This is a genomic window from Ahniella affigens, assembly GCF_003015185.1.
Taxonomy (GTDB): Bacteria; Pseudomonadota; Gammaproteobacteria; order Xanthomonadales; family Ahniellaceae; genus Ahniella; species Ahniella affigens.
On sequence record NZ_CP027860.1, the window covers coordinates 3,923,640 to 3,945,533 of the forward strand.

The 21,894-nt window shown below is 60.9% G+C and carries 16 protein-coding genes and 1 pseudogene; 5 read left to right on the forward strand and 12 right to left on the reverse strand.

Going from position 1 to position 21,894, the window contains the following annotated elements; translation table 11 throughout:
• Position 1 precedes the first annotated feature (1 nt).
• Together C7S18_RS15085 and C7S18_RS15090 are read left to right on the forward strand one after the other, a co-directional pair.
• Positions 2 to 1,273, forward strand: a complete 1,272-nt coding sequence (locus C7S18_RS15085) for an NTP/NDP exchange transporter (protein WP_106892349.1) — start codon at positions 2 to 4, stop codon at positions 1,271 to 1,273.
• Positions 1,270 to 1,812 (forward strand): hypothetical protein, encoded by a 543-nt coding sequence (locus tag C7S18_RS15090; protein ID WP_106892350.1) that lies wholly within the window; start codon positions 1,270 to 1,272, stop codon positions 1,810 to 1,812. Before C7S18_RS15085 ends, C7S18_RS15090 begins: the two co-directional genes overlap by 4 nt.
• A 296-nt stretch (positions 1,813 to 2,108) precedes the next feature.
• On the opposite strand, the gene C7S18_RS15095 is transcribed toward C7S18_RS15090, so the two are convergent.
• Positions 2,109 to 4,040, reverse strand: a complete 1,932-nt coding sequence (locus tag C7S18_RS15095; protein WP_106892351.1) for a DUF11 domain-containing protein — start codon at positions 4,038 to 4,040, stop codon at positions 2,109 to 2,111.
• Between the two features lie 235 nt (positions 4,041 to 4,275).
• Here C7S18_RS15095 and C7S18_RS15100 point away from each other — a divergent pair, with 235 nt between their 5' ends.
• Positions 4,276 to 6,249: a sulfatase-like hydrolase/transferase gene (locus tag C7S18_RS15100; RefSeq protein ID WP_170113286.1), complete on the forward strand. Its 1,974-nt coding sequence runs from the start codon at positions 4,276 to 4,278 to the stop codon at positions 6,247 to 6,249.
• 108 nt (positions 6,250 to 6,357) lie between these two features.
• On the opposite strand, the gene C7S18_RS15105 is transcribed toward C7S18_RS15100, so the two are convergent.
• Both C7S18_RS15105 and mfd read right to left on the reverse strand, forming a co-directional pair.
• Complete coding sequence (locus C7S18_RS15105; protein ID WP_106892353.1) at positions 6,358 to 8,154, reverse strand: sulfatase; 1,797 nt, start codon at positions 8,152 to 8,154, stop codon at positions 6,358 to 6,360.
• 82 nt (positions 8,155 to 8,236) lie between these two features.
• Positions 8,237 to 11,677, reverse strand: coding sequence for a transcription-repair coupling factor (mfd, locus tag C7S18_RS15110; protein WP_106892354.1), 3,441 nt, complete (start codon positions 11,675 to 11,677; stop codon positions 8,237 to 8,239).
• A gap of 213 nt (positions 11,678 to 11,890) precedes the next feature.
• Here mfd and C7S18_RS15115 point away from each other — a divergent pair, with 213 nt between their 5' ends.
• Positions 11,891 to 13,210 carry an N-acetylmuramoyl-L-alanine amidase gene (locus C7S18_RS15115; protein ID WP_240623909.1) on the forward strand — a complete coding sequence of 440 codons (1,320 nt, stop codon included), beginning with the start codon at positions 11,891 to 11,893 and terminating at the stop codon, positions 13,208 to 13,210.
• A gap of 574 nt (positions 13,211 to 13,784) precedes the next feature.
• Here C7S18_RS15115 and C7S18_RS15120 read toward each other — a convergent pair.
• Both C7S18_RS15120 and C7S18_RS24225 read right to left on the reverse strand, forming a co-directional pair.
• Positions 13,785 to 14,474: a fumarylacetoacetate hydrolase family protein gene (locus C7S18_RS15120; RefSeq protein WP_106892355.1), complete on the reverse strand. Its 690-nt coding sequence runs from the start codon at positions 14,472 to 14,474 to the stop codon at positions 13,785 to 13,787.
• Entirely contained in the window at positions 14,471 to 14,671 is a 201-nt protein-coding gene (locus tag C7S18_RS24225) for a hypothetical protein (protein ID WP_146151938.1), read from the reverse strand. The genes C7S18_RS15120 and C7S18_RS24225 overlap by 4 nt, the downstream gene beginning before the upstream one ends.
• A 217-nt stretch (positions 14,672 to 14,888) precedes the next feature.
• On the opposite strand from C7S18_RS24225, the gene folP reads away from it, so the two are divergent.
• A complete protein-coding gene (gene folP / locus C7S18_RS15125; protein ID WP_106892356.1) occupies positions 14,889 to 15,812 on the forward strand; it encodes a dihydropteroate synthase in 924 nt (307 codons plus the stop codon).
• 16 nt (positions 15,813 to 15,828) lie between these two features.
• On the opposite strand, the gene tsaB is transcribed toward folP, so the two are convergent.
• The 7 genes and pseudogenes from tsaB to ccoN all read right to left on the reverse strand — a co-directional run bounded on the left by tsaB (position 15,829) and on the right by ccoN (position 21,778).
• The gene (gene tsaB / locus C7S18_RS15130; protein WP_106894052.1) at positions 15,829 to 16,533 is read right to left on the reverse strand and encodes a tRNA (adenosine(37)-N6)-threonylcarbamoyltransferase complex dimerization subunit type 1 TsaB; all 705 of its coding nucleotides are present in this window, start codon (positions 16,531 to 16,533) and stop codon (positions 15,829 to 15,831) included.
• Between the two features lie 95 nt (positions 16,534 to 16,628).
• The gene (creD, locus tag C7S18_RS15135) at positions 16,629 to 17,969 is read right to left on the reverse strand and encodes a cell envelope integrity protein CreD (RefSeq protein ID WP_106892357.1); all 1,341 of its coding nucleotides are present in this window, start codon (positions 17,967 to 17,969) and stop codon (positions 16,629 to 16,631) included.
• Positions 17,970 to 18,151: 182 nt separating this feature from the next.
• Positions 18,152 to 18,457 carry a hypothetical protein gene (locus C7S18_RS15140; protein ID WP_106892358.1) on the reverse strand — a complete coding sequence of 102 codons (306 nt, stop codon included), beginning with the start codon at positions 18,455 to 18,457 and terminating at the stop codon, positions 18,152 to 18,154.
• Positions 18,458 to 18,459: 2 nt separating this feature from the next.
• Complete coding sequence (ccoP, locus tag C7S18_RS15145; RefSeq protein WP_106892359.1) at positions 18,460 to 19,353, reverse strand: cytochrome-c oxidase, cbb3-type subunit III; 894 nt, start codon at positions 19,351 to 19,353, stop codon at positions 18,460 to 18,462.
• Positions 19,350 to 19,490, reverse strand: coding sequence for a cbb3-type cytochrome oxidase subunit 3 (locus tag C7S18_RS15150; RefSeq protein ID WP_106892360.1), 141 nt, complete (start codon positions 19,488 to 19,490; stop codon positions 19,350 to 19,352). The genes ccoP and C7S18_RS15150 overlap by 4 nt, the downstream gene beginning before the upstream one ends.
• Positions 19,491 to 19,735: 245 nt before the next feature.
• Positions 19,736 to 20,335 (reverse strand): annotated as a pseudogene (gene ccoO, locus C7S18_RS15155) (cytochrome-c oxidase, cbb3-type subunit II); the annotation flags it as partial.
• A gap of 15 nt (positions 20,336 to 20,350) precedes the next feature.
• The gene (ccoN, locus tag C7S18_RS15160) at positions 20,351 to 21,778 is read right to left on the reverse strand and encodes a cytochrome-c oxidase, cbb3-type subunit I (protein WP_106894053.1); all 1,428 of its coding nucleotides are present in this window, start codon (positions 21,776 to 21,778) and stop codon (positions 20,351 to 20,353) included.
• Between the last annotated feature and the right edge of the window lie 116 nt (positions 21,779 to 21,894).

A 21,894-nucleotide genomic window follows, 5' to 3' on the forward strand; every position in this document is an offset into this window, starting at 1 on the left:
CATGAGCCAGAACCCGAATCCGGACCCCACTACCCCACGCCTTGCTGGCCACGAATGGCCGGCAGTGCTGCTATCGGCAGCGTTCTTCTTCCTGGTGTTGGGTGCTTACTACGTCATCCGGCCCGTGCGCGAGCAAATGGGCGCTGCGGCTGGCGGCTCCGCCGTATTGCCCTGGATCTGGCTGACGGTGTTTGTAGTGATGCTTGCCGCGACACCACTTTACGGGGCACTGGTGGCCAAGCTCAGCCCGCGTCGCTTCATCCCCATTGTCTACGCATTCTTTTCGGTCGGCATGTTTCTCTGGGCAGTCTATGCACCCAGTGACCAGCCCGGAGCATGGTTGGCCACGGCGTTCTACGTTTGGGTCGGCGTGTTCAATCTGTACGTGGTGGCGGTCTTCTGGAGCCTGATGGCCGACCTGTTCGTCGATGAGCAAGCCAAGCGTCTATTCGGACCGATCGCGATCGGCGGCACGATTGGCGCCATGCTGGGGCCGCTGTTCGCCTACAAGATGGTCGCGATCATCGGCATCCCGGGATTGCTGATCACCTCCGGTGTCATGTTGCTCGGATGCATGCCGCTGACGCTTGCGCTGGTCAATTGGTCGAAGCAGCACGGCAAGCGTGATGCCGGCCACGACAACCCGATTGGCGGCAACCTGCTCGCCGGCGCCAAGGCCACCTTCAGCAATCAGTTTTTGACGCGCATGGCGCTGCTGCTGGTGCTCTCGGACATGATCTCGACTGTGCTCTACTCGCTGACATCCGACGTCGCCCGCCACAGTTATCCCGATGCCAATGCGCGCACGCAATTCTTTGCGTCCATCGACTGGGCATCCAATGGCATCCAGCTGGTCGTCCAAGCCTTGCTGACACGCTGGATGTTGATGCGCCTGGGCTCGCACGTGACGCTCGTCGTGGTCGCGTTGTTCAATGCGGTGATCCTGGCGGTGCTGGCGTTCTTTGGCAACAGCTTCTGGCTCGTGTTTGCGATCATCTCGTCGCGCGCATTTGGCTACGGCATCGTGCAGCCAGCGCGCGACGCGCTCTACACCCGGGTCGATCGCGAAGAGCGTTACAAGGCAAAGAGCTTTATCGATACCGCGGTCTGGCGTGGTGGCGACACCGTGGCGAGCTTCGGATTGCGCGGCGTGCAATTGCTCGGCGCGACGCTCGGTCAGATTGCGCTGATTGGCGTCGGATTTGCGCTGGTGTCTGCGTATTTGAGTCGAAACGTGCATCAGTTGCGCGGCCTGAAGCCACCTCAGTCATGATCCGACTCATGGCGTTCGGCCTGATTGGTCTTGCCAGCGCGCCACTCGCGGCTCAGGACAGGTCGTGGTCCGACCGTTATGAACTGAGCATGTTGGCGGGCGGCATGATCACGGACGACGCCGTGCGCCTGGACGGTCACGCCGAAGTACTGAGCCTTGCCCGTACATTCGGCCCCATCCATATGGGCGAAATAGAAATTGGCCAGGATCACCTCGACTTCGGGATCAACTACGGGCTGTCGCACGAGTTCGTCGCCGTCAATTATCGCCAGGTCAATCGCGAGCCACTGTGGGACCCGTACATCTTGTTTGGTGCCGGAATCGCCCGCTTCGATGCGCCTGGCCCTATCAGCTCGGGCGAAGACCCGTTCGTGCAAGTTGGCATCGGCGGGCAATGGGATTTGCTTGAGTCGGGCCGACTCAAACTACGCGCTGATCTTCGAATGCGGTATGACTTCAACGATACCGACCAACCCGGACAAGACGGCTTCGGTGATGCGATTTTCACGATTGGGTTGAGTCTGCCGATCGGCCACTGAGCGCCGGCACGGCTCGTTCGCCAACGCGGCTCGTTCGCCAACTCATCATTCCGCGCGAACCGCTCTTTTGGCGACACTTGGAAATGGGTTCTGTGGCCGGTTCCAAGTGCAACGGCAAATTCGCTTTGGGCACTCTGGCCCATGTCTCAAAGTTGTTGGCTGCCGACCGATTCCCCACACTTCGGGCTTTCCGTTGATTCGGAACAATCCATGTGGTGCAAAACAAAACCCCCGGCAATGCCGGGGGTTTGTGTTTGGTGCATCGAGTGCGGTCAACCCGCACCCGATGGCATCACTCAGGCTTGACGCGTACGGAAGCCCCAGAACATCAGGCCCATACCCAGCACGGCGAACACGGCGAGCAACTTGGACCAGTTGCTGAACACCGGAATCGACTGCAGGGCGCCGGTGATCGCAAACGTCGTGGCATCGGCACCGCCAGCGGCACCTGGATCGTCGCTGAGCACGGTGGTCTCGTTGCTGCCGTTGCCGTCAGCGTCGTAGCTCACCGAGGCTTGGTTCGTGACTTGGCCAACCGTGTTGGTGATCGTGGCGTTGATCGTGATCGTCACCGAGCCGCCAGCCGGAACCGAGCCGTTCCAGGTAACCGTGCGCGTCGCAATCGTGGCAACGGCCGTACCGGCGCTGGCGGATGCACTGACCAGGTTCAGCTGTGCAGGCAACACGTCAACCAACTCATCGCCAGCGTTGTCAGCCGACGCCGCCGAACCCGTGTTCGTGATCGTGATCAGGTAAGTGATCGCGCCGCCCGGGTTGAACGAGCCGGTCACCGACTTCGAGGCCGACAGCACCGCTGCATCAGCGGCTGGGCAGGAAACTGGCCAGGAGCGGGTGGTCGAGTTGCCGCGGGTGATGGTGCCGGTGGTTTCGGTGCACGTCAGGGTCGACGCAGCTGCCGTCGCACCGCGCGTGCAGGTCAAATCGATCGAACCGCTGGTGACCGACGTGGTGAATTGACCATTGGCCGGGGTCGTGGCAGCGGTAAACGGACCAGCCGGGGCGAACGTGCAACCGTTGACCGTCGTGACGCCGCCGCCCGCAGCGCCTGCCGCCGTGATGGCGATCGTCGAGGTCGCAACACCAGCCGGGCCGGCCGGGAACGCGATGCTCGTGGTCGGAACCGGCGAGTACGTCAGCGTCGGCGAGACATCAGCCGTGGCCGTGCCGTTCAGCGTGACCGAGAACGACGTGCCGCTTGGCGCGGTGGCGTTTGGCGTGGTGCAGGTCAGCGTGGTCGTGCGGGCGCCACCGGCCGAAGCGGTCATGACGACCGGAAGATCGACATTGCTGCCCGCAGCGACGCTGAGCGGGAAGCTTGGGGCCGGCGACAGCGAGAAGTCGGCGTTGTTGCCACCAACAAACGAGCAGCCCGAAATCGTCAGTGCTTCCGTGTTGCCACCCGTCGCAGCGACGTTGACATTCTGGGACGGCGTCGCGACACCGACCGAACCGGTGAAGCTCAACGGACCGGCCGTGTTGGTGTAGTTGACCGTCGATGCGCCAACGAGCGTGCAGCCCGGGCCGGAGAAGGTCATCGTGTAGGCGTCAGACGGACCTGGAGGCCCACTGGTCGTGTAGCCATCGGCCACGACGAAGTAGTCGACGCCGGCCTGCATATCAAGCGTGACGACCTCGGCGGTACCCGCAACGCCCGTGTCGTCCACACACGCACAGTCAGCCAAATTGCTGGAGCAGGTCGATTGGTAGGCGATCAGCGCCATGTCCTGAGTCGCCGGATCCATCGTGATGGTCATGGTGCAGGCGGTCGACGAACGAATCGCAAAAGCGCGATCCGGGCCGGTGCCGGTGCCGGTGTAGATGGCGCCGCGCGGCAGCGAGCCAGCTGGGCCCGCGCCCGTGCAGGTCGAAGCCGCCGTACAAGTTGGCGCCGCCGTGTCGGCTGGCAGGTCAAAGTCGTCAGTCGCGCCAACGGTCGTGTCGTTGAACGGGCCAAGCGTGGTTTCCAGCGTGGCGGCGGTACACACGTCGCCCGGCGTACGGCTGGCGTTGCCGCCAATCAGCGATTGCTGATACAGCCATTGTGCCAAGCGGATCTTGCGCGCTTCCAATTGCTCAGGGGTCAAGCTGTCGGCAATTGCCTGCTTGATGCGGACCTGATCCAAAAACGCTTCCCACGGCTCAGCGGCAGCGGCCGAAAAGGCCACGCCCAGTGCCAGTATACCTACCCCAATTCCTGCCAGTTTCATGTAATACCCCGTTGTCTCTTGTGCCAAATTCAAACACTTAAAAGTGCGGGCGCAATGCCCTCACCATCCCAGGAATATGTAAGGTAGTAGAGTCTGGGCCTGTTGACTAGATCACATTTTTTCGCAATACACTTGATAACCTGGTTGACGAATGACGCTTAATTGTCTGAAATGGCTTGTTTTTTTGGTGTTTTTGCAACTCATCGCCGCCTGCAAGCCTTCACGCCCTGTTGACATGATCGTTGTGTCACTCGATACCACACGGGCCGACCGCTTCGCCGAAATCGCGACGTCTGACCCGGATTGGGCGCCGCTTTGGGCGGAATCAGCCCATTTCGCGGCGGCCGCCAGCCCGACGCCGCTGACTTTGCCGGCCCATACCAGTCTGTTTTCGGCAAAAAACCCCAATGTGACGGGCGTTCGCAATAACGGCGTTCGGGTACCGGAATCACTGCCACTTCTCGCGGACCGACTCAAGGCACGCGGCTATCAGACTGCTGCATTCGTCAGCGCGTATCCTTTGGATCGTGAATTTGGCTTGAGCCGTGGCTTCGATGTCTACGATCAGGCCACGTCGGCCGATCGGGGAACGACGATCGAAGAGCGCCCGGCACGCGCAACGGTGCCGCGCGCGATCGACTGGCTGAACCAGGCTGGCGCCGATCCGGCATTCCTGTTTGTGCACCTGTTTGATGCGCATGCGCCTTACTTGCCTGACGGGATCAGCGAACAAGCCGACACGGCGGCGCGATACGACGGCGAAATTCGAGCAATGGGGCAAGCTCTGGCACCGTTGTTCGCGACGCTCAAGGCCCGGCAGCGCCCCTTTGTGTTGGTGGTCGTCGGAGATCATGGCGAAGGTCTCGGTGATCATGGCGAATACGACCATGGCTTGCTGCTCTACGACAGCACCCTCCTCGTGCCGATGCTCTGGTGGGCGCCCAAGATGTTTGCCCCGGGGCCACGTCCGGGTCTACCCAGATTGATCGATCTGACCCCAACGCTGCTGGAGCTGGCTGGGGCCGCACCCATTGAGGCGTCAGAAGGCATTAGTCTGCTGCCAGCGCTGCGGGGCCAGGACCTGGCGATTCCGCCCGCGTATGCTGAGTCCTATTACGGCACGCAGGCTTACGGCACGTTGCCGCTTCGTAGCCTTCGCGATCATGACCTGAAATGGATCGGCACCAGCGCCCTGGCGGAACAGGAACTGTATGACTGGTCAGCCGATCCGCGCGAACAGAACAATCTGGTCGATGCCGATGCCACGCAGACGGCCAACGCCGATCGTCTGCAGATTGCTGCGTTCGAGCGCCCCGAACCCACTGCGCTTGCCGGTCCGGACAGCGAAGCATCGCGGAAACTGCAGAGCCTCGGCTATGTCGGAGCCGGATCGACCGCCACGTCAGGCAACCAGCATCCGAACGAACTGATCCAAATTCATGCCCGGCTGACCGCGTTGCAGGAGTTGGATCGACAAACCCATTTGTCCGAAGCGGTAACCGAAGCGGAGGCTCTGGTATCCGCAGCGCCCAACCTGCCCCATATTCGTGTCGTGCTCGCCGATCTGCAGGAGCAAGCCGGCAATAGCGCCGCAGCATTGCAGACTTGGCAGGTCGCCGTGGCATTGCGGCCTGACGATGCGCAGTCCCACTTCCGGCTCGCGACCCTGCTCTTACGCCTGGGACAGGACGAGGCCTCGATCCCACACTGGCAGGCCGTGCAGGCGCTGGATCCCGGGCGCCTCGTGGCCTACACGAATCACGCTGTCGCCTTGGCCAATCTGCAACGCTGGGAGCAAGCTTGGACCGCTTTGCAGCCAGCCTTGGCGAAGGTCAGCACGGATGACGGTACCCTCGATGCCGCCGCCCTGATCGCGGCGCAGACCCATCGCCCGGCAGACGCTGCCGCCGCGCTCTTGCGTCTCGCCACCTTGCGTCCGGCGCACGTCGATTGGCTGAAGATCGGGCGCTTGCAGTGGTTGGCCGGCGATGCCAAGAACGCGTTGGCGAGTTTCGAGCGGGTGCCGAGTAGTCAAGGCGCCAAGGATGTTGCCGAAATGGGCGCTGCCGCGGCGTTGGAACAACTTGGGCGCACGAGCGACGCCGACGCGCGACGCCAAGCGGTGCAAACCCGAAATCCCCGTGCTCATGCTGCCGGGCTGCAGTGGTTCTCAAAGCAAGCATTGCAGGAATCGGCAACCCCTGACTGACGACGGTGGCGCTGCCTGACGATAGCTCCGCCGCGCGACCGAAGAAGCCCCGCACATGCAGTGGACGATTGCGCCGCATCGCCATCGCGCCGGGCGTTGTTCGCGAGCCTATTCGGATTTTGGCAACGATGCCGATGTCGGCAGGCGCGCCAATCGCATTCTGGCTTGGCGCCCAATTCGCATGCTGTCCAACGCCAGCGCTTGCTCGTAGTAATCACGGGCCACATCCACCTGTTTGGCCTGCAATGCCAAGTCGCCCAGCACAATCAGTACCCCACCGTGATTCGGATCCAGATGCCGGGCTTGATCCAAAAGCAACCGGGCATCATCGGCCCGTTTCAGCAACAACGACAACTGTGCTGCAAGCAGCACCGAGTCGGCATCGGGCTGAGCCGCGTTGACCTGCTTGATATCAGCCTCAGCAGCGACGTACTGGCCACTTGCGGCGAGTAGGCGCGCCCGCAGAAACAGCGCGCCACGAGCGGTCGGAAAGCGCGACAATACCTGGTCGAGCAAAAGCAAGGCCGCGTCGGTTTGTCCTACTGATGCCAATTCCACCGCTTTCGAATGACCACTCACCAGATCGACGGCATCTTTCGGGTCCATGCGGCCCAAACCCATGTCCGATCCGGACAGATAGCCCAACGACTTCAGCCGCTCCAAGTCAGCGGCGTTAGCGCTGTGTTGCGCGGCCTTTGCAGCTTCGATTTCGCCGAACTCGAGCACATAGCCATCAACCTGCACCGACCAGTCGGCAGCCTGGCCGGTCAACTTGCCGTCGACGACCAGATTGCTGGCCTCACCGGGGTCCGCGCCCAGATCAAAGAACTCGGGTTTGGGCGCGGCAATGTACTTGTGCCCAGGATTGCGCAGCGCGTACAACGGTGCGAGGCCGAAGTCGAACCAGGGCAAGGCGGTTTCGCTGATGACGGTCTCCGTACCCTGTCGTTGGCCTGCCAGCACATCGCGACCATCCAGATTGGGCAATCCTGGCGCACCGACGAGGGCCAACGTGGTCGGCAGGATATCGACCTGCGACACGAGATCGGCGCGCACTGCGGGCGCCACGCCTGGTGCCACCAGGAGCATTGGAATGTGTACGGTGGCGTCGTAGACAAACAGGCCATGCGTCCGCTCACCATGCTCACCCAAGCTCTCGCCATGATCGGCCAGTACCCACCACACCGTGGGCCGCGCGCGCGCCTCAATGGCTTGCTGCAATCGTTGTAGTTGGGCATCGTCCGTCGCGACTTCCTGCAGGTACGCGTCACGCTCCGACAGACCATCGCGAATGCCGACATAGGGCGCATGCGCATCGAACAGATGCACCCACAAGAACACGGGCTGTTTGCGGTCCACCTTGCCAAGGCCCGCCAATGCCGCATCCATCGTCGCCACGCTCGCACGCTCGGCGTTTGAGCCGGACAACCCAGAATCAGATTGCTTCAGGGTGTCGTCGTAGTGATCAAAGCCCTGCGCGACACCAAATCGGTGTTCCAGCACCATTGCCGACACGTAGGCTTCCGTGCGGTACCCACTGGCCTTGAGTTGCTCGGCCAGCGTGGTTATACCCTCCGACAGTTGGAACAGTCCGTTGTAGCGCGCACCATGCCGCCCCGGGTATTGCCCACTCATGATGCTGGCATGCGCCGGCAGCGTGACCGGCGCCACCGCGACAGCCTGATCGAACCGTAACCCGGCCGCACAGAGCGCATCGAACGCAGGCGTCCGACTGGCCGCTGCATTGCCATAGCAACCCATCACATCACGCCGCGTCGTATCGAGCGTCACCATGACCACGTCCGGCTGCGTGGCCAACCTCGCAGTTGGCGTTTCTGGCGTCTTGGAACAAGCCACCAACCCAAGTGACACGAACAGGGCGATTGGCAAATGCGGGCGTTTCATCGAGGCTCCAAGGGATGACGTCGCGATCGATCACGACATTTTGCGATCGACGCGCTCTTTGCCGATGCTGACATGATGGCGCTCATGCGGCGAGGCGCTGCAACAGGTGCTGCGCCATGCCGAGACGGTCGGCTGGCTCCGGCAACTCTTTCCGAACCTTGAGTTTGTCCTGCCCATCCAGCGCGTAGGTTTTGGGCTCGGCTTGGATAAGTTTGATGATTGTGAGCGGATCGATCGGCGGCTTGGGCCGGAACAGAATTCGACCGCCCTTACCATCCATATCCAGTTTCTTGATTCCAAGCCGCTGGGCCGCAAGCTTGAACCCGGCAATCGCAAACAGATTCTTCGTCTTGTCGGGCAACAGGCCAAAGCGATCAATCATCTCGGTCTGCAACTCGCGTAACGCGTCGGCTGATTCGGCCGATGCGATGCGCTTGTATAGCGACAGGCGCGTGTTCACATCATCGATATAGTCGCTCGGAATCAACGCTGCAATGCGCAGTTCCACATCCACTCGCTGCTCGGGCGGTGCTTCCAGATCAATGATCTTGCCAGACTTGAGCGCCTTGACCGCGCGCTCCAGCATTTCGGTGTAGAGCGTAAAGCCGACTTCCTGGATCTGCCCCGATTGATCCTCACCCAGCAACTCACCGGCACCGCGGATTTCGAGGTCGTGCGTCGCCAGCGTGAAGCCAGCGCCCAGCTCATCCAGCGAAGCAATCGCGTCGAGCCGCTTGACCGCATCCGCCGTCATGGCCTTGCGTTCTGGCGTCACCAGGTAGGCGTATGCACGATGATGAGAGCGACCCACGCGACCGCGAAGCTGGTGCAACTGCGCCAGGCCAAAGCGATCGGCGCGATTGATGATGATCGTATTCGCACTGGGTACGTCAATACCGGATTCGATAATTGTGGTGGCCAGCAGAATATTGAAGCGCTGCCGGTAGAAGTCGAGCATCACTTGTTCCAGCTCACGTTCCGGCATTTGCCCATGCGCGATTTTGATCCGGGCCTCCGGCACCAGCTCGGTGAGTGTCGCGGCCATCTTTTCGATGTTCTCGACTTCGTTATGCAGGAAATAAATCTGCCCGCCACGCGCGAGTTCGCGCTGGCACGCTTCACGCAACAGGGCTTGATCCCAAGGCGTGACGAACGTCTGTACCGCCAGTCGGTGCGCAGGCGGCGTGCCGATGATCGACAGATCGCGCAGACCGCTCATCGACATGTTCAAGGTCCTTGGGATCGGTGTAGCAGTCAGAGTCAATAGGTCGACTTCGGCACGCAGTTTCTTGAACTGCTCCTTGTGGCGCACGCCAAAGCGCTGTTCTTCATCGATGATCACCAGCCCCAAGTCCTTGTAACGGATTTCCGATGACAAGAGTTTGTGGGTGCCGATCACGATGTCGATCTGACCTTCGGCAAGTTTTGCGATGGCCGCGTCCGTTTCCTTCTTGGTCTTGAAGCGAGACAACATTTCCACCCGAATCGGCCAGTCAGCGAAACGATCGGAGAAGTTGCGATAGTGCTGATTCGCGAGCAGGGTCGTAGGCACCAGGAGCGCCACCTGCTTCCCGCCAATGGCGGCGCAGAATGCGGCGCGCAGCGCGACTTCGGTCTTGCCAAACCCCACATCGCCGCACACCACGCGATCCATGGCCTTGGGGCTCACGAGATCGGCAATGACGGCCTCGATGGCCTGCAATTGATCCGGCGTTTCCTCAAATGGAAAGGCCGCGGCAAATTGTTCGTAGAGATAGCGTTCGAAGGTGAGCGCGGTCCCACCACGGGCCTCGCGCTTCGCGTAGATTTCGAGTAATTCGGCGGCGGCGTCGCGAACCTTCTCGGCGGCACGTCGCTTAGCCTTGGTCCACGCCTCGCCGCCCATCGTGTGCAGCGGGGCGAGCTCCGGTGCCGAGCCCGTATAGCGACCGACCAGATGCAGATTCGCGACTGGCACATAAAGCTTGTCGCCCTTGGCGTACTCAATCGCCAAGAACTCGCCAACCTCGCCGCCCACATCAAGTGTGATCAAGCCGAGGTAACGACCGACACCATGGTCCTCATGGACGATCGGCGCGCCGATGGTGAGTTCGCCGAGATCCCGGATGATGGTCTCCGGGTCCCGTCCGGCACGCTTGCGACGACGGCTCTGGCTGACACGCTCGCCGTAGAGCTGTCGTTCGGTGAGCACCGTGATGGCCGGCTCGGTAATGCTGAAGCCATCATCCAGCGGGGCGACCGTCATCGCAAAGCGTTGCTGACCTGAGCGGAACTGTTGCCAGTCGCCGCACACCTCGGGTTTGATGCCAAAACTGGCGAGCAAATCCAATAACGCTTCGCGTCGCCCGGCCGAATCGGCCGCGATCAGCACGCGCCCGGGGTAAGCGCGGAGAAACAGTTTCAGGTCTTGCGCCGGGTCTTCGTGTTTGCGCTGAATGGGCAGCATGGGCGCCGTTGAAAGCGGCATGCGAATGAGCTCACCCGTGCTTTCAGGCGGCTGCAACTCGATCCGGCGATGTTTGTTCAACGCCGACCGCAATTGTTCCGGGCTCAGAAAGAGTTCGGCGGGAGCCAGCACCGGCCGCTCGATGTCGTGCCGCCGACTCTGATAACGCGCTTCGGTCTGCCGCGCATTGTCGTCGGCCGCCTGGAGCACATTGTGGGCACAGACGATCAGCGGCGTGACACCTAAGTAATCGAACAGCGTCGCCATCTGTTCGAAGAACAACGGCAAGTAGTACTCGATGCCCGCAGGTGCCGCGCCTTCGCGCATGTCCTGGTACAAAGGGCTGCGCCGCAAATCGATGTCGAACCGATCCGCCAAGCGAAGGCGAAACGCCTTCGTGGCCTCGGCCGTGAGCGGAAACTCGCGAGCCGGCAACAAGCGGATGTTCTGCACTTTTTCGCGAGAGCGCTGGGTCTCGGGGTCAAAGGTTCGGATCGAATCGATTTCGTCATCAAGCAGTTCGATGCGATAGGGTTCGCGCGATCCGGACGGATAGATATCGAGGAGCGCCCCGCGCGTTGCGTAATCGCCAGGCTCCAGCACCTTTGGAACGTGCCGGTAGCCCGCGGCATCCAGACGCCGGCGCTCGGTTTCCAGGTCCAGCTGTTGGCGCACAGACAAGACAAGGCTCTCGCCTTGAACAAAGCTTAACGGCGGCAGGCGCTGACAAAGGGTCTGCACCGGCACCACCAGAATGCCGCGCTTGAGTCCGGGTAGGCGATAAAGCGATTCGATACGCGCCGACACGATGTCTGGATGCGGCGAAAATACGTCGTAGGGCAGCGTTTCCCAGTCTGGGAAATGCAGAATCGGCAGATCGGCCGGCGCAAACAGACCCAGTTCGGCTTCCAATTGATGGGCCGCATGCGAATCGGCTACGACGACCAAGACCAAGCCCTCATGCTGGCGCGCCGTATCGGCAATCGCGAGGCTCAGGCCAGACCCGCCGGGCACCGCCACATAGGCACGCTGTTGACCGGCAGCCGGCAGCGGCAAAGACAGGAATTTCGGTTGCACAGGATCGCGTTCGGAATCGGACAAGCCGGCTAGGGTAGCGACCTCGGGATCGCATGAGTGTCGAAAATTTCGGCGATAACCGACAAAACCGAACCCGACTTGGTGGCAAGTTACGCCCCTAACTTGAACCTGAATGCAGGAATAACCGCCAATCGTCGGATAAATAAGAGATTTTCCTTGATTTTTTTGATGGCTAGGAGTTCAATCCCGGGCATGATGCCCCGTCTTTCCCTGTTGCTCTGCCTCTCTGCTCTCTCCGGCACCCTGGCTGCTGCCAGTCCGGAAGTGGGTGGTGTGCGCCTGTGGAATGCCGATGATCACACCCGAGTCGTGCTCGATCTGAATCAGTCGGCATCGTACAAGTTGTTCACGCTCGCGAATCCGGACCGGATTGTGCTTGATATTCAAGGCGCCGAAATCAAGCCCGGTGCCGCTGCATTGGTACCACTCGGCCCCGTCAAAGGTCTGCGCTCCGGCCGTCAAGGCCGGGACCTGCGGCTGGTGCTTGATCTGAACGAAACCCAGCGGGTCAAGAGCTTTCTGCTGCCGCCTGCGGCTGGTATCGGTCATCGCCTGGTGGTTGACCTGTTCGACCCAGAGAACGCCAAGAGCACGATCAAAACCGTGCCGCTGGTGGTTGCCCAAGCCGCCGAGAGCGATGGGCAACGCAAAGTCGTCGTGGCCATTGATGCCGGCCACGGTGGTGAAGATCCGGGCGCCCTCGGCGGCAATGGCTCGCGCGAAAAGAACATTACGTTAGCTGTCGCGAAGGAACTCGCTGCCCTGGTCGATCAAGAACCCGGCATGAAGTCGTTCTTGATCCGCGACAGCGACTTCTTCGTGCCCTTGAACAAGCGCTACGAGTTGGCGCGTGAGGCCAAGGCCGACGTCTTCATTTCCATTCATGCCGACGCGGCGTTGGCCAAGTCCGCGAAAGGCTCGTCGGTGTTTGTGCTGTCCAATCGCGGCGCCAGCAGCGAATTCGCCCGCATGATCGCGAACCAGGAAAACCAGTCTGACCTGGTCGGTGGTGTGTCGATTGGTGACAAGGATACGACTCTCGCAAAGGTACTACTCGATTTGTCGCAAGGCGCCACCATGGAAGCCAGCGAGATCGTTGCCACCAACGTCCTGACCGGTCTGAAGAACATCGGCAATGTGCACAAGCACGAAGTACAGCGCGCTAATTTTGTCGTGCTGCGCGCGCCGGATGTGCCGTCGATTCTGGTCGAGACCGCGTTCATCAGTAATCCGACCGAGGAAAAACGGCTCAACGATCCGGAGCACCGCAGCAATCTCGCAACCGCGATCGTTGCCGGGATCCGCGACTATTTCTCGACCTCGCCGCCGATCGGCACCTGGTATGCCGCAAATCCACAAAAGGCGCGACAGCACATCGTGTCGCCAGGCGAGTCGCTTTCGCTGATCGCCGAGCGCCATCGCGTGTCAATCGCGCGTCTGCGGACTGAAAATTCGCTGACCACTGATACATTGCACGTGGGTCGCGTATTGAAGATTCCGACCTCATCCTGAGGTCGGGTGGCTTGGTTCGCTGATTGCGGGCGGGCCTTCAGGCCCGAAACAATCTTGCGGCATCACCGTTCGAATTTTTGTGGGAGGGCCTTCAGGCCCGAAACAAGCTTGCGGCATCACCGTTCGAATTTTTGTAGGAGGGCCTTCAGGCCCGAACCAAGCTTGCGGCATCACCGTTCGAATTTTTGTGGGAGGGCCTTCAGGCCCGAACCAAGCTTGCCGCATCACCGTTCGAATTTTTGTAGGAGGGCCTTCAGGCCCGAACCAAGCTTGCGGCATCACCGTTCGAATTCTTGTGGGAGGGCCTTCAGGCCCGAACCAAGCTTGCGGCATCACCGTTCGAATTTTTTTAGGGGGCCTTCAGGCCCGAGCCAAGCTTGCGGCATCACCGTTCGAATTTTTGTGGGAGGGCCTTCAGGCCCGAGCCAAGCTTGCGGCATCACCGTTCGCGGCTGAAGCCGCTCCCACAAAAACCATTGAAACCGCTCCCACAAAAACCATTGAAGCCGCTCCCACAAAAACCGTTGAAGCCGCTCCCACAATAACCCTCGTTCAAAACCACGCAGCGATCAACTCACACAATCGTCGCGCGTAACGAAGGCAAGCCCGCCATGTTTGCCTCGCACACATCCCCAGCCTTCAGCGCCGCAACCCCTGCGGGCGTGCCGGTGAAGATCAGGTCGCCGGGCTGCAGCGTGTACAGCCGCGATAGGGCCATCAGGATCCGCTCCGGCGGCAGCACCATATCAGCGATGTCCACTTGCTGACGGACCTGGCCGTTGACCAACAACTGCATCGATCCTTGCGCCAACCAGCCCGTCATGCCGATCGGCTGGATTGCCGCAATTGGTGCCGATGCATCGAAACCTTTCGCAACATCCCAAGGTGCGCCCTTCGCCTTGGCTTTGGCCTGCAGATCGCGACGGGTCAGATCAATACCCAGCGCGTAACCATAAACTGCCGCGCGCGCTGATGAGGCGTCGAGGTCCCGACCACCACCAGCCAACGCAAGCACCAACTCCAATTCGTGATGCAGATCGGTCGTTGCTTGGGGATACGGCACGTCGGCGCCATCCGTCACCACGGCGTCGGCCGGTTTCATGAAGAAGATCGGGTCCTCGGGCGTGGCCACCGATCCCATTTCCTTGGCGTGTTCACTGTAATTGCGACCGATGCAGTAGATCCGGTGCACCGGAAACCGCGCGGACAACCCGTGCACCGGCACCGACGCCTCTGCACCTTTGGACACGACCCATGAACTCATTGCGCACTCCCTTTCTTGATCAAAATCATGACGCCAAACAGCAGTTCAGCGGCGCCCACAGCGGCCACGACTGCAGGAATCATCGGCGCCTGCCCATCACTATTCAGCAGCACCAGCGCTGTGACCAGCACAAACACCCCACCGGCAATCATGGCGAATCCGAGTACCTTGGCTTTTTGAGGATGGATCCCGGGCATGGTCGGTTAACGTCTCGGCAAGGAGTCAAGAATGCCTGGGTGCAACACGTCTGAACAGTGACGTCTGGCACGTGGAATCAAGGAATCCCCTGGCTCCGCTCAAACCAGAGGGGCTCCCACAGCAGGCCACTCTCGCCTTTCCGGAGCATTGCCCGCACAATCGCCAGATGGAACGCAACAACCGAATCCACTGGACCCCGACACACCGGAGCCAATCATGAATCTCGATGTATTGTTCGGCGGCAAAGTGGCGCCCAGAATCCGCTGCGGGGACCGGGAGCTTCTCCTGGACCGGCCGCGCGTTATGGGCATCTTGAATGTCACGCCCGACTCGTTCTCAGATGGCGGCAAGTTCACGCAAACGGATGCGGCGCTCGCGCATGCCGAGAGTCTGATCGAAAGCGGTGCCGATGTGATTGACATCGGCGGCGAGTCGACTCGTCCGGGCGCCGTCGCGGTATCGCCCAAAGAACAGATTCGTCGCGTCGTCCCCGTGATCGAAGCACTCGCGAAGCGGATCACCATACCGATTTCTATCGACACATCGGAACCCGAAGTGATGCGGGCGGCCGCCGGAGCCGGCGCTGGCATGTTGAACGATCAGATGGCGCTGCGCGTTGACGGCGCGATGGCAGCCGCGGCTGAACTCGGGCTGCCCGTATGTCTCATGCACATGCAAGGCACCCCCGCAACCATGCAGGACGCGCCGCATTACCTCGATGTTGTGGATGAGGTGCGGCGCTTTCTGGCCGATCGCGTCCTGGCCGCTCAGTTCGCCGGACTCGATCCGAAGCAATTGCTCGTCGACCCGGGCTTCGGGTTTGGCAAGATGCTGGCACACAACGTGAGTCTGCTTGCGAATCTTCGACAGCTGACCGGGATGGGTGCCGGCTTGATGGTGGGACTGTCCCGAAAGCGCATGATCGGCGAACTGACCGAGCAGGCACTCGACGGCCGCACGAGTGGATCCGTTGCCGCGGCGTTGATTGCAGCGCAGCAGGGCGCGATCCTGCTGCGCGTTCACGATGTGCGCGAAACCGTCGATGCGCTGAAGGTCTTGCAGGCGTTGCACGGCAAGCGGCAACCGAAGAAGGGCGCCAAGCCCGGGCCGAAATCGCCTTGGGACGACGACGACGCGTAAGTCGGCGCGTGAATGGTCAGCGCTGGACCGCGCGCTCCGCCTCAGTCAGTGCGATCTTGTCGCGCAGGTAGCTCGGCACCAGGCATTCAGGGTCCAGCGCCAAACCTTGGCAATAGCGCGGAATCGCGAGCTTCAGCACCGCGCTGGCGCGTGGATAGCGCGTTGCATCGGCATAGACCGGGCTACCCAGACGCTTTTCGATTTGCTCGCGAAACGCAGCCCAACCCGTGCCCACGATCGCATAGGGTGACTGTGGCGGCAGCGCCCACGGCACCGTCGCAACTGGTCCAACCGCTTCGTCGCCCAGCAAACGCACCAGACCCAGGCTGTCGCCGCGATAAACCCCCGCATAGACCTCGCCCATGCGTGCATCGATTGCCGCAATGATCGGCGTGTGGTCGGGCACCGCATCAAGCGCGGGCTGCGCGAGTGCCGCGAGCGATGAGATCGGCAGCACTGGCCGATCGAGCGCGAGCGCGAGCCCTTGTGCGGTGGAAATCGCCAGGCGCACGCCAGTGAACGCACCCGGCCCGCGACCCACGGCGATCGCATCGATGGCGCGCTTGCTGATACCCGCCTCGGTCAGCAGCGAGTCAATCATCGGCAGCAACTCCTGCGCATGCCGACGCGGCGCCAATTCGAAGCGCTCACGGATGTCGCCCATGCAATACAAGGCTGCGGAACAGGCTTCGGTAGCGGTGTCGATGGCGAGCAGGTTCATGGTCATCTCTCCAGTTTATCAGGGCGCAGCAGGGAGTCGATCCAGATCGCGCCCCTGCTGACAGCGACGCGATCCGGCTGGTGTTGCCAGCGAGCTCACACAGGTGTGGCGGCAGTCGGGGTCGGCGGCAGATTGCGGCTGTTGCTGCCATACCAATCGATCCGGCGGGTCAGATACATGGTCACGGCCAGCACCAGCATCGTGATCAGGGCGCCCATCAGCAACGCGAAATCTTCCAGATTGATCATCACGTACAGAGCGCTGTAGAGCACCGCGAGCCAGATCGCAATGACCAACGCGCGCCGCGCCGAGCGCAATACCGCGATGGTGTAGGTCGAGATCATCCCGCCCATCGCCAACGCCGCAAACAAGTATGAGGCGGCAAAGCTCATGTGCTCCGAACAAGCCAGCAACACGAGATAGAACACGACCAATGCTGCGCCAACCAGCAAATACTGAATCACATGCATACGCTGCCCGCCGATCACCTCAAACAGGAAGAAGGCGGCAAACGTCAGGACCAGAAACAGGAAGTCGTACTTCGCGCTGCGATGGTTGAGAAAATACACATCGACCGGCTGCACCAGATCGACGCCAAACAGATTGCCTTGTACGGCAGCTTCCAGATTGTTGTCGGCTTGCCAGTACGCCGGGATCTCGCGATTGAAACTGAGCACCTGCCAGTCGGCATCAAACTCGGTCTCGTCGAGCGTACGGGTCGTCGGCAGAAAGCCGCCCCTGAAGCTCGGATGCGGCCACGGGGCCTTGAGCTTGACTGAGGTGTCGCCGGCAATGGGGGCGTACATCACGGTGCGCGCACCGCTGATTCCCAATTCGATCTGGTACGACGCTTGTTGCTCAAAACTGAAGTCCGGGATCCGGGTGCTGAAATACGACATGCCGCTCACCTGGTCTGCGCCCGGTTGCATCGCCAGGGTCTGCCGGTTCCATTTCACTTCGATTTGGCGAATCGCTCGGGCACTCGCAATCGGCAATACCAGCTCGGCGCGCTCCAGCACGGGGCGACCCAGGATGCGCGACAATTGGTCCAGTTCAAACTGAAACTGACCCGTGGTCTGATGTTGTGCCACGTATACGGGCACGGTGTAGATGCCGCGGTGCCGTTCTTCCATGGTCAGCGTCGACTGAGTGTCGGCGCTTTTCGGTGCAAATACCCACCAGACTTCGTTCTGACCGATTTGTCGGCCCTCTTGATCGAGCACTGGCAGCACGTACGGCACACGCAGCAGCGGCGGGTAGACCGTCTGCGCACCGCCAACGGAGTTGCCGATTTCGGCTTCCACTTGATCGCGGCGGTTCTCGCGTTCGCGCCGCAGCCCGTCGATCATCAGCAGTGGAATCAGCAGCACCAGGATCAGCGCACCGATACCGAACAATTTCAGCGTCGGCGACGCCAGGATTTGTTGAACAGACATACGCTCACTCCACGTTGGGGTGAGCGGATCATGCGCTTTGCTTATGGCGGGCTATGGCCACGCTCCGGTCGGGCTCAGGCCGGTGCGCGGCGTTTTTTCGGGCAGCCCTATTGTGCTGCAACAAAGGCGCCTCTGAACAAGTTCAGAGGCGACGCGGGCCATGGATGGCCCGCCCAAAAGGATCAGCCCTGCTCTTTCGACTTCCGGGGTGGATTGAAACGACTGCCTGGCCGGAGCAGAATCCACGTGAACAGGCTGGAGGACACCGTCGCCGACCAGAACAGAAAGAACCCGATGGTGTATCCGGCCTCGCGGCTGATTTCCCATTCGTGGAAGGTAATGTCCCGCAATTGGAGCGGGTCGACCATGGCGAAGAACACCATGGTCGCCACACCTGCGGCAAAGAAAGACGGCCAGAGAATCGCGCCGAGCCGATGGCTCCAGGTTCGGGGCGGATGGTCAAAACGCGGCTCTGGCTGAACTTTCATGATTACGGCTCCTGACGCAGTGACCACACATAGGCCCCAGCAAGACGGGCGCGCGTTTCACCAAGCAACGGGCCATGAGCAGGCATCTGGTTGGTCTTGCCTTCGCCAATGATGCGCGTGATCGTTGCCGTATCAGAACCATGCAGCCAGATGTGATCGGTCAGATTCGGCGCACCGAGCATCGTGTTCCCCGTGCCGTCCACGCCATGACAGGCAATGCACAGCGTCTTGAACGTGGTCTCGCCGCGCGCCGACAACTCTGACTTCTCACCGCCGGACAACGACTGCACATACGACACAACTGCCGGCAGCTGATTGCCCTCCGCCAACGCGGGACCCCAGGCCGGCATGGCACCGATTCGGCCATTCAGAATCGTCTCCAACATGCGATCAGGCGTACCACCCCACAGCCAATCGTTGTCGGTCAGGTTCGGGTAACCGTTCGCGCCCTGGGCGAGCGAACCATGGCACGCAGCGCAGTTATTGGCGAAGATGTTCTGGCCCACTTGCACCGCTTCCGGGTCTTTGGCGAGCGCGTCGATCGGCTGACCTTCGAAACGCGCGTAACGCTCGTTCCAGATGGCTTGCATCTTGGCTTCCTCGTCCTGCAGCTGGGCGATCGAACTCCAACCCTTTGTGCCGCTGAAGGCGCCGAAGCCCGGATAGATCACCAGATACGCGATCGTAAAGAAGATCGTCAGGTAGAACATGTTGATCCACCACCGCGGGAGCGGTTTGTTCAACTCGGTGAGATTGCCATCCCAAACGTGGCCCGTGGTCTCGGCCTGATTGACCTTGTTGGCACGGCGATGCGCCGTGTACCAAAGCAACCAGACGCAACCAGCGATGTTGAGCACCACCAGTGCGGCAATGTAGAACGACCAGAAACTGCTCATTGGATTTCTCCTGAATCATGTTCCAGTGGCAGGCGTGCGGCCGCGTCAAACTCGCCCTTGCGGGCGTCGCTGTAGGCCCAGATCACTCCTGCAATAAAGCTGCCCAGCAGAATGGCGGTAACGATGCCAGAGATCATGGCGTGCCTCCGTTCTGTTCGCCGGCCTCGGCGTTGGGGGCCTCGGCTGCTGGTTCTGCTGCCGGTTCGCCCGTGGCGGCGTCGGTTGGCGCACCATCGGTTGACGCACCATCGGCTGGCGCAGCATCGGTGGCGGCCGCTTCCGGCGTCGCGGCATCCGCTGGCGCATCAGAAGCAGGCGTTACCTCGGCTGGCGCCGTCTCGGCCACTGGCGCTGGTGCCGCAGTGGTATTCGCGGCAATCGCCTTCGGCGCCCAACGTCCCAAAGACTGCAGGTACGCGACGAGCGCATCCATCTCGGACTTGTCGATCAACTCTGTTCCGGCCGCGTCGATCTCGACATCCGTGTAAGGATGACCCAAGGTCTTCAGGCCACGCAGGTTGGCAACCGTCTGCGCCACATCGACCTTGTTTGCATTCAGCCAAGGGTAGTTCGGCATGTTCGATTCGGGCACCAGATCGCGCGGGTTGTTCAAGTGCGTGCGATGCCAGTCATCGGAGTAACGACCGCCCACACGGGCAAGATCCGGACCAGTGCGTTTGCTGCCCCATTGGAACGGGCGGTCATAGACCGATTCGCCCGCCAGCGAGTAGTGGCCATAGCGCTGCGTTTCAAAGCGCAGCGTGCGCACCATCTGCGAGTGGCAGTTGTAGCAACCTTCGCGAACATAGATATCGCGACCGGCCACTTCGAGGGCTGAGTAAGGCTTCATGCCCGGCAGCGGCTCGACCGATTCGGCGTTGTACATCAGCGGGATCAGCTCGGCGAGTCCACCAAAGGAAATCGCCACGGCAATCAGAATGCCCATCCAGCCGACATTGGTTTCTAGTTTTTCATGACTCATGATGTCGTCTCCTGATCAGTGCGCAGCGGCAGGTTCAAGCACCGGCTGCGGTGCCACGTCCTTGGCCATCTGGAACGTCTTGATCATGTTCCAGACCATCAGCAACATGCCGAGGATCACCAGCACGCCACCCAGCAGGCGGATTGCGTAGTACGGATACGTGAACTTGACGATTTCGACGAACGCGTAGGTCAGCGTGCCGTCCGGATTCGTCGCGCGGCTCATCAGACCTTGGCCCACACCCGAGATCCACATCGACGCGGCATACAAGAGCACGCCAATCGTGTGCACCCAGAAGTGGTAGTCGATCCACTTGCTCGAATACATCTGCTTCAGGTTCAGCACCCGCGGGATCAGCATGTAGCAGGAGCCGATCGAGATCATCGCGACCCAACCCAGCGCACCCGAGTGCACATGGCCAATCGTCCAGTCGGTGTAGTGGCTCAGCGCATTGACGGTCTTGATCGACATCATCGGACCTTCGAAGGTCGACATGCCGTAGAAGCTCAAAGACACGATCAGGAACTTGAGAATCGGGTCAGTGCGGAGCTTATGCCACGCGCCCGAGAGCGTCATGATGCCGTTGATCATGCCGCCCCAGCTCGGTGCCAGCAGCACCAGCGAGAACACCATACCGAGCGACTGCGCCCAATCCGGGATCGCCGTGTATTGCAGGTGATGTGGGCCGGCCCACATGTAGATGGCGATCAACGCCCAGAAGTGCACGATCGACAAGCGGTACGAGTAGATCGGACGCTCGGCCTGACGCGGCACGAAGTAGTACATCATGCCGAGGAAGCCGGCGGTCAGGAAGAATCCCACCGCGTTGTGGCCATACCACCACTGCACCATCGCATCGACCGCGCCCGCATAAATGGGGTAGCTGTGCATCAGTCCAGTCGGCAGCGCCAGCGAGTTGACGATATGCAGCAACGCGACGGCAATGATGAAGGCACCAAAGAACCAGTTCGCCACATAGATGTGCTTGACTCGGCGCTTGACGATGGTGCCGAAGAACAGCACCGCATAGGCGACCCAGACCACCGCAATCAGAATGTCGATCGGCCAGGCCAGCTCAGCGTATTCTTTGCCCTCGGTATATCCGAGCGGCAATGTAACGGCGGCCAACACAATGATCAGTTGCCAACCCCAGAACACAAAGCTCGCCAGCTTGTCGGAGATCAGACGGGCGTGACAGGTGCGCTGAACCACATAAAGGCTGGTGGCGAACAAGGCACAACCACCAAACGCAAAGATCACCGCGTTGGTGTGCAAAGGCCGAAGGCGGCCGTAGGTGAGAAACGGCAGATCGAAATTCAGTGCGGGCCAGAACAGTTGGGCGGCAATGATGACGCCGACCAACATGCCTACCACACCCCAAATTACGGTCATGACCGTAAATTGCTTGACGACTTTGTCGTTGTACGTTTCTTTTGCGGGAATCACCGGCTTACTCCAGTTCGGGGTCCGGGCGAATAATGGGATGCGACGATTCGCCGCAGCTTGACTCAAGTCAAAGGAACCCATGGTTTGCATCTGGCATCGTAAAAAACTCTGTC

Excerpts from the sequence above, each read along its gene's own strand:
- C7S18_RS15085 (WP_106892349.1), top strand. The coding sequence starts at position 2 with ATGAGCCAGAACCCGAATCCGGACCCCACTACCCCACGCCTTGCTGGC.
- C7S18_RS15090 (WP_106892350.1), top strand. The coding sequence starts at position 1,270 with ATGATCCGACTCATGGCGTTCGGCCTGATTGGTCTTGCCAGCGCGCCA.
- C7S18_RS15095 (WP_106892351.1), bottom strand. The coding sequence starts at position 4,040 with ATGAAACTGGCAGGAATTGGGGTAGGTATACTGGCACTGGGCGTGGCC.
- C7S18_RS15100 (WP_170113286.1), top strand. The coding sequence starts at position 4,276 with ATGATCGTTGTGTCACTCGATACCACACGGGCCGACCGCTTCGCCGAA.
- C7S18_RS15105 (WP_106892353.1), bottom strand. The coding sequence starts at position 8,154 with ATGAAACGCCCGCATTTGCCAATCGCCCTGTTCGTGTCACTTGGGTTG.
- C7S18_RS15115 (WP_240623909.1), top strand. The coding sequence starts at position 11,891 with ATGATGCCCCGTCTTTCCCTGTTGCTCTGCCTCTCTGCTCTCTCCGGC.
- C7S18_RS15120 (WP_106892355.1), bottom strand. The coding sequence starts at position 14,474 with ATGAGTTCATGGGTCGTGTCCAAAGGTGCAGAGGCGTCGGTGCCGGTG.
- C7S18_RS24225 (WP_146151938.1), bottom strand. The coding sequence starts at position 14,671 with ATGCCCGGGATCCATCCTCAAAAAGCCAAGGTACTCGGATTCGCCATG.
- folP (WP_106892356.1), top strand. The coding sequence starts at position 14,889 with ATGAATCTCGATGTATTGTTCGGCGGCAAAGTGGCGCCCAGAATCCGC.
- tsaB (WP_106894052.1), bottom strand. The coding sequence starts at position 16,533 with ATGAACCTGCTCGCCATCGACACCGCTACCGAAGCCTGTTCCGCAGCC.
- creD (WP_106892357.1), bottom strand. The coding sequence starts at position 17,969 with ATGTCTGTTCAACAAATCCTGGCGTCGCCGACGCTGAAATTGTTCGGT.
- C7S18_RS15140 (WP_106892358.1), bottom strand. The coding sequence starts at position 18,457 with ATGAAAGTTCAGCCAGAGCCGCGTTTTGACCATCCGCCCCGAACCTGG.
- ccoP (WP_106892359.1), bottom strand. The coding sequence starts at position 19,353 with ATGAGCAGTTTCTGGTCGTTCTACATTGCCGCACTGGTGGTGCTCAAC.
- C7S18_RS15150 (WP_106892360.1), bottom strand. The coding sequence starts at position 19,490 with ATGATCTCTGGCATCGTTACCGCCATTCTGCTGGGCAGCTTTATTGCA.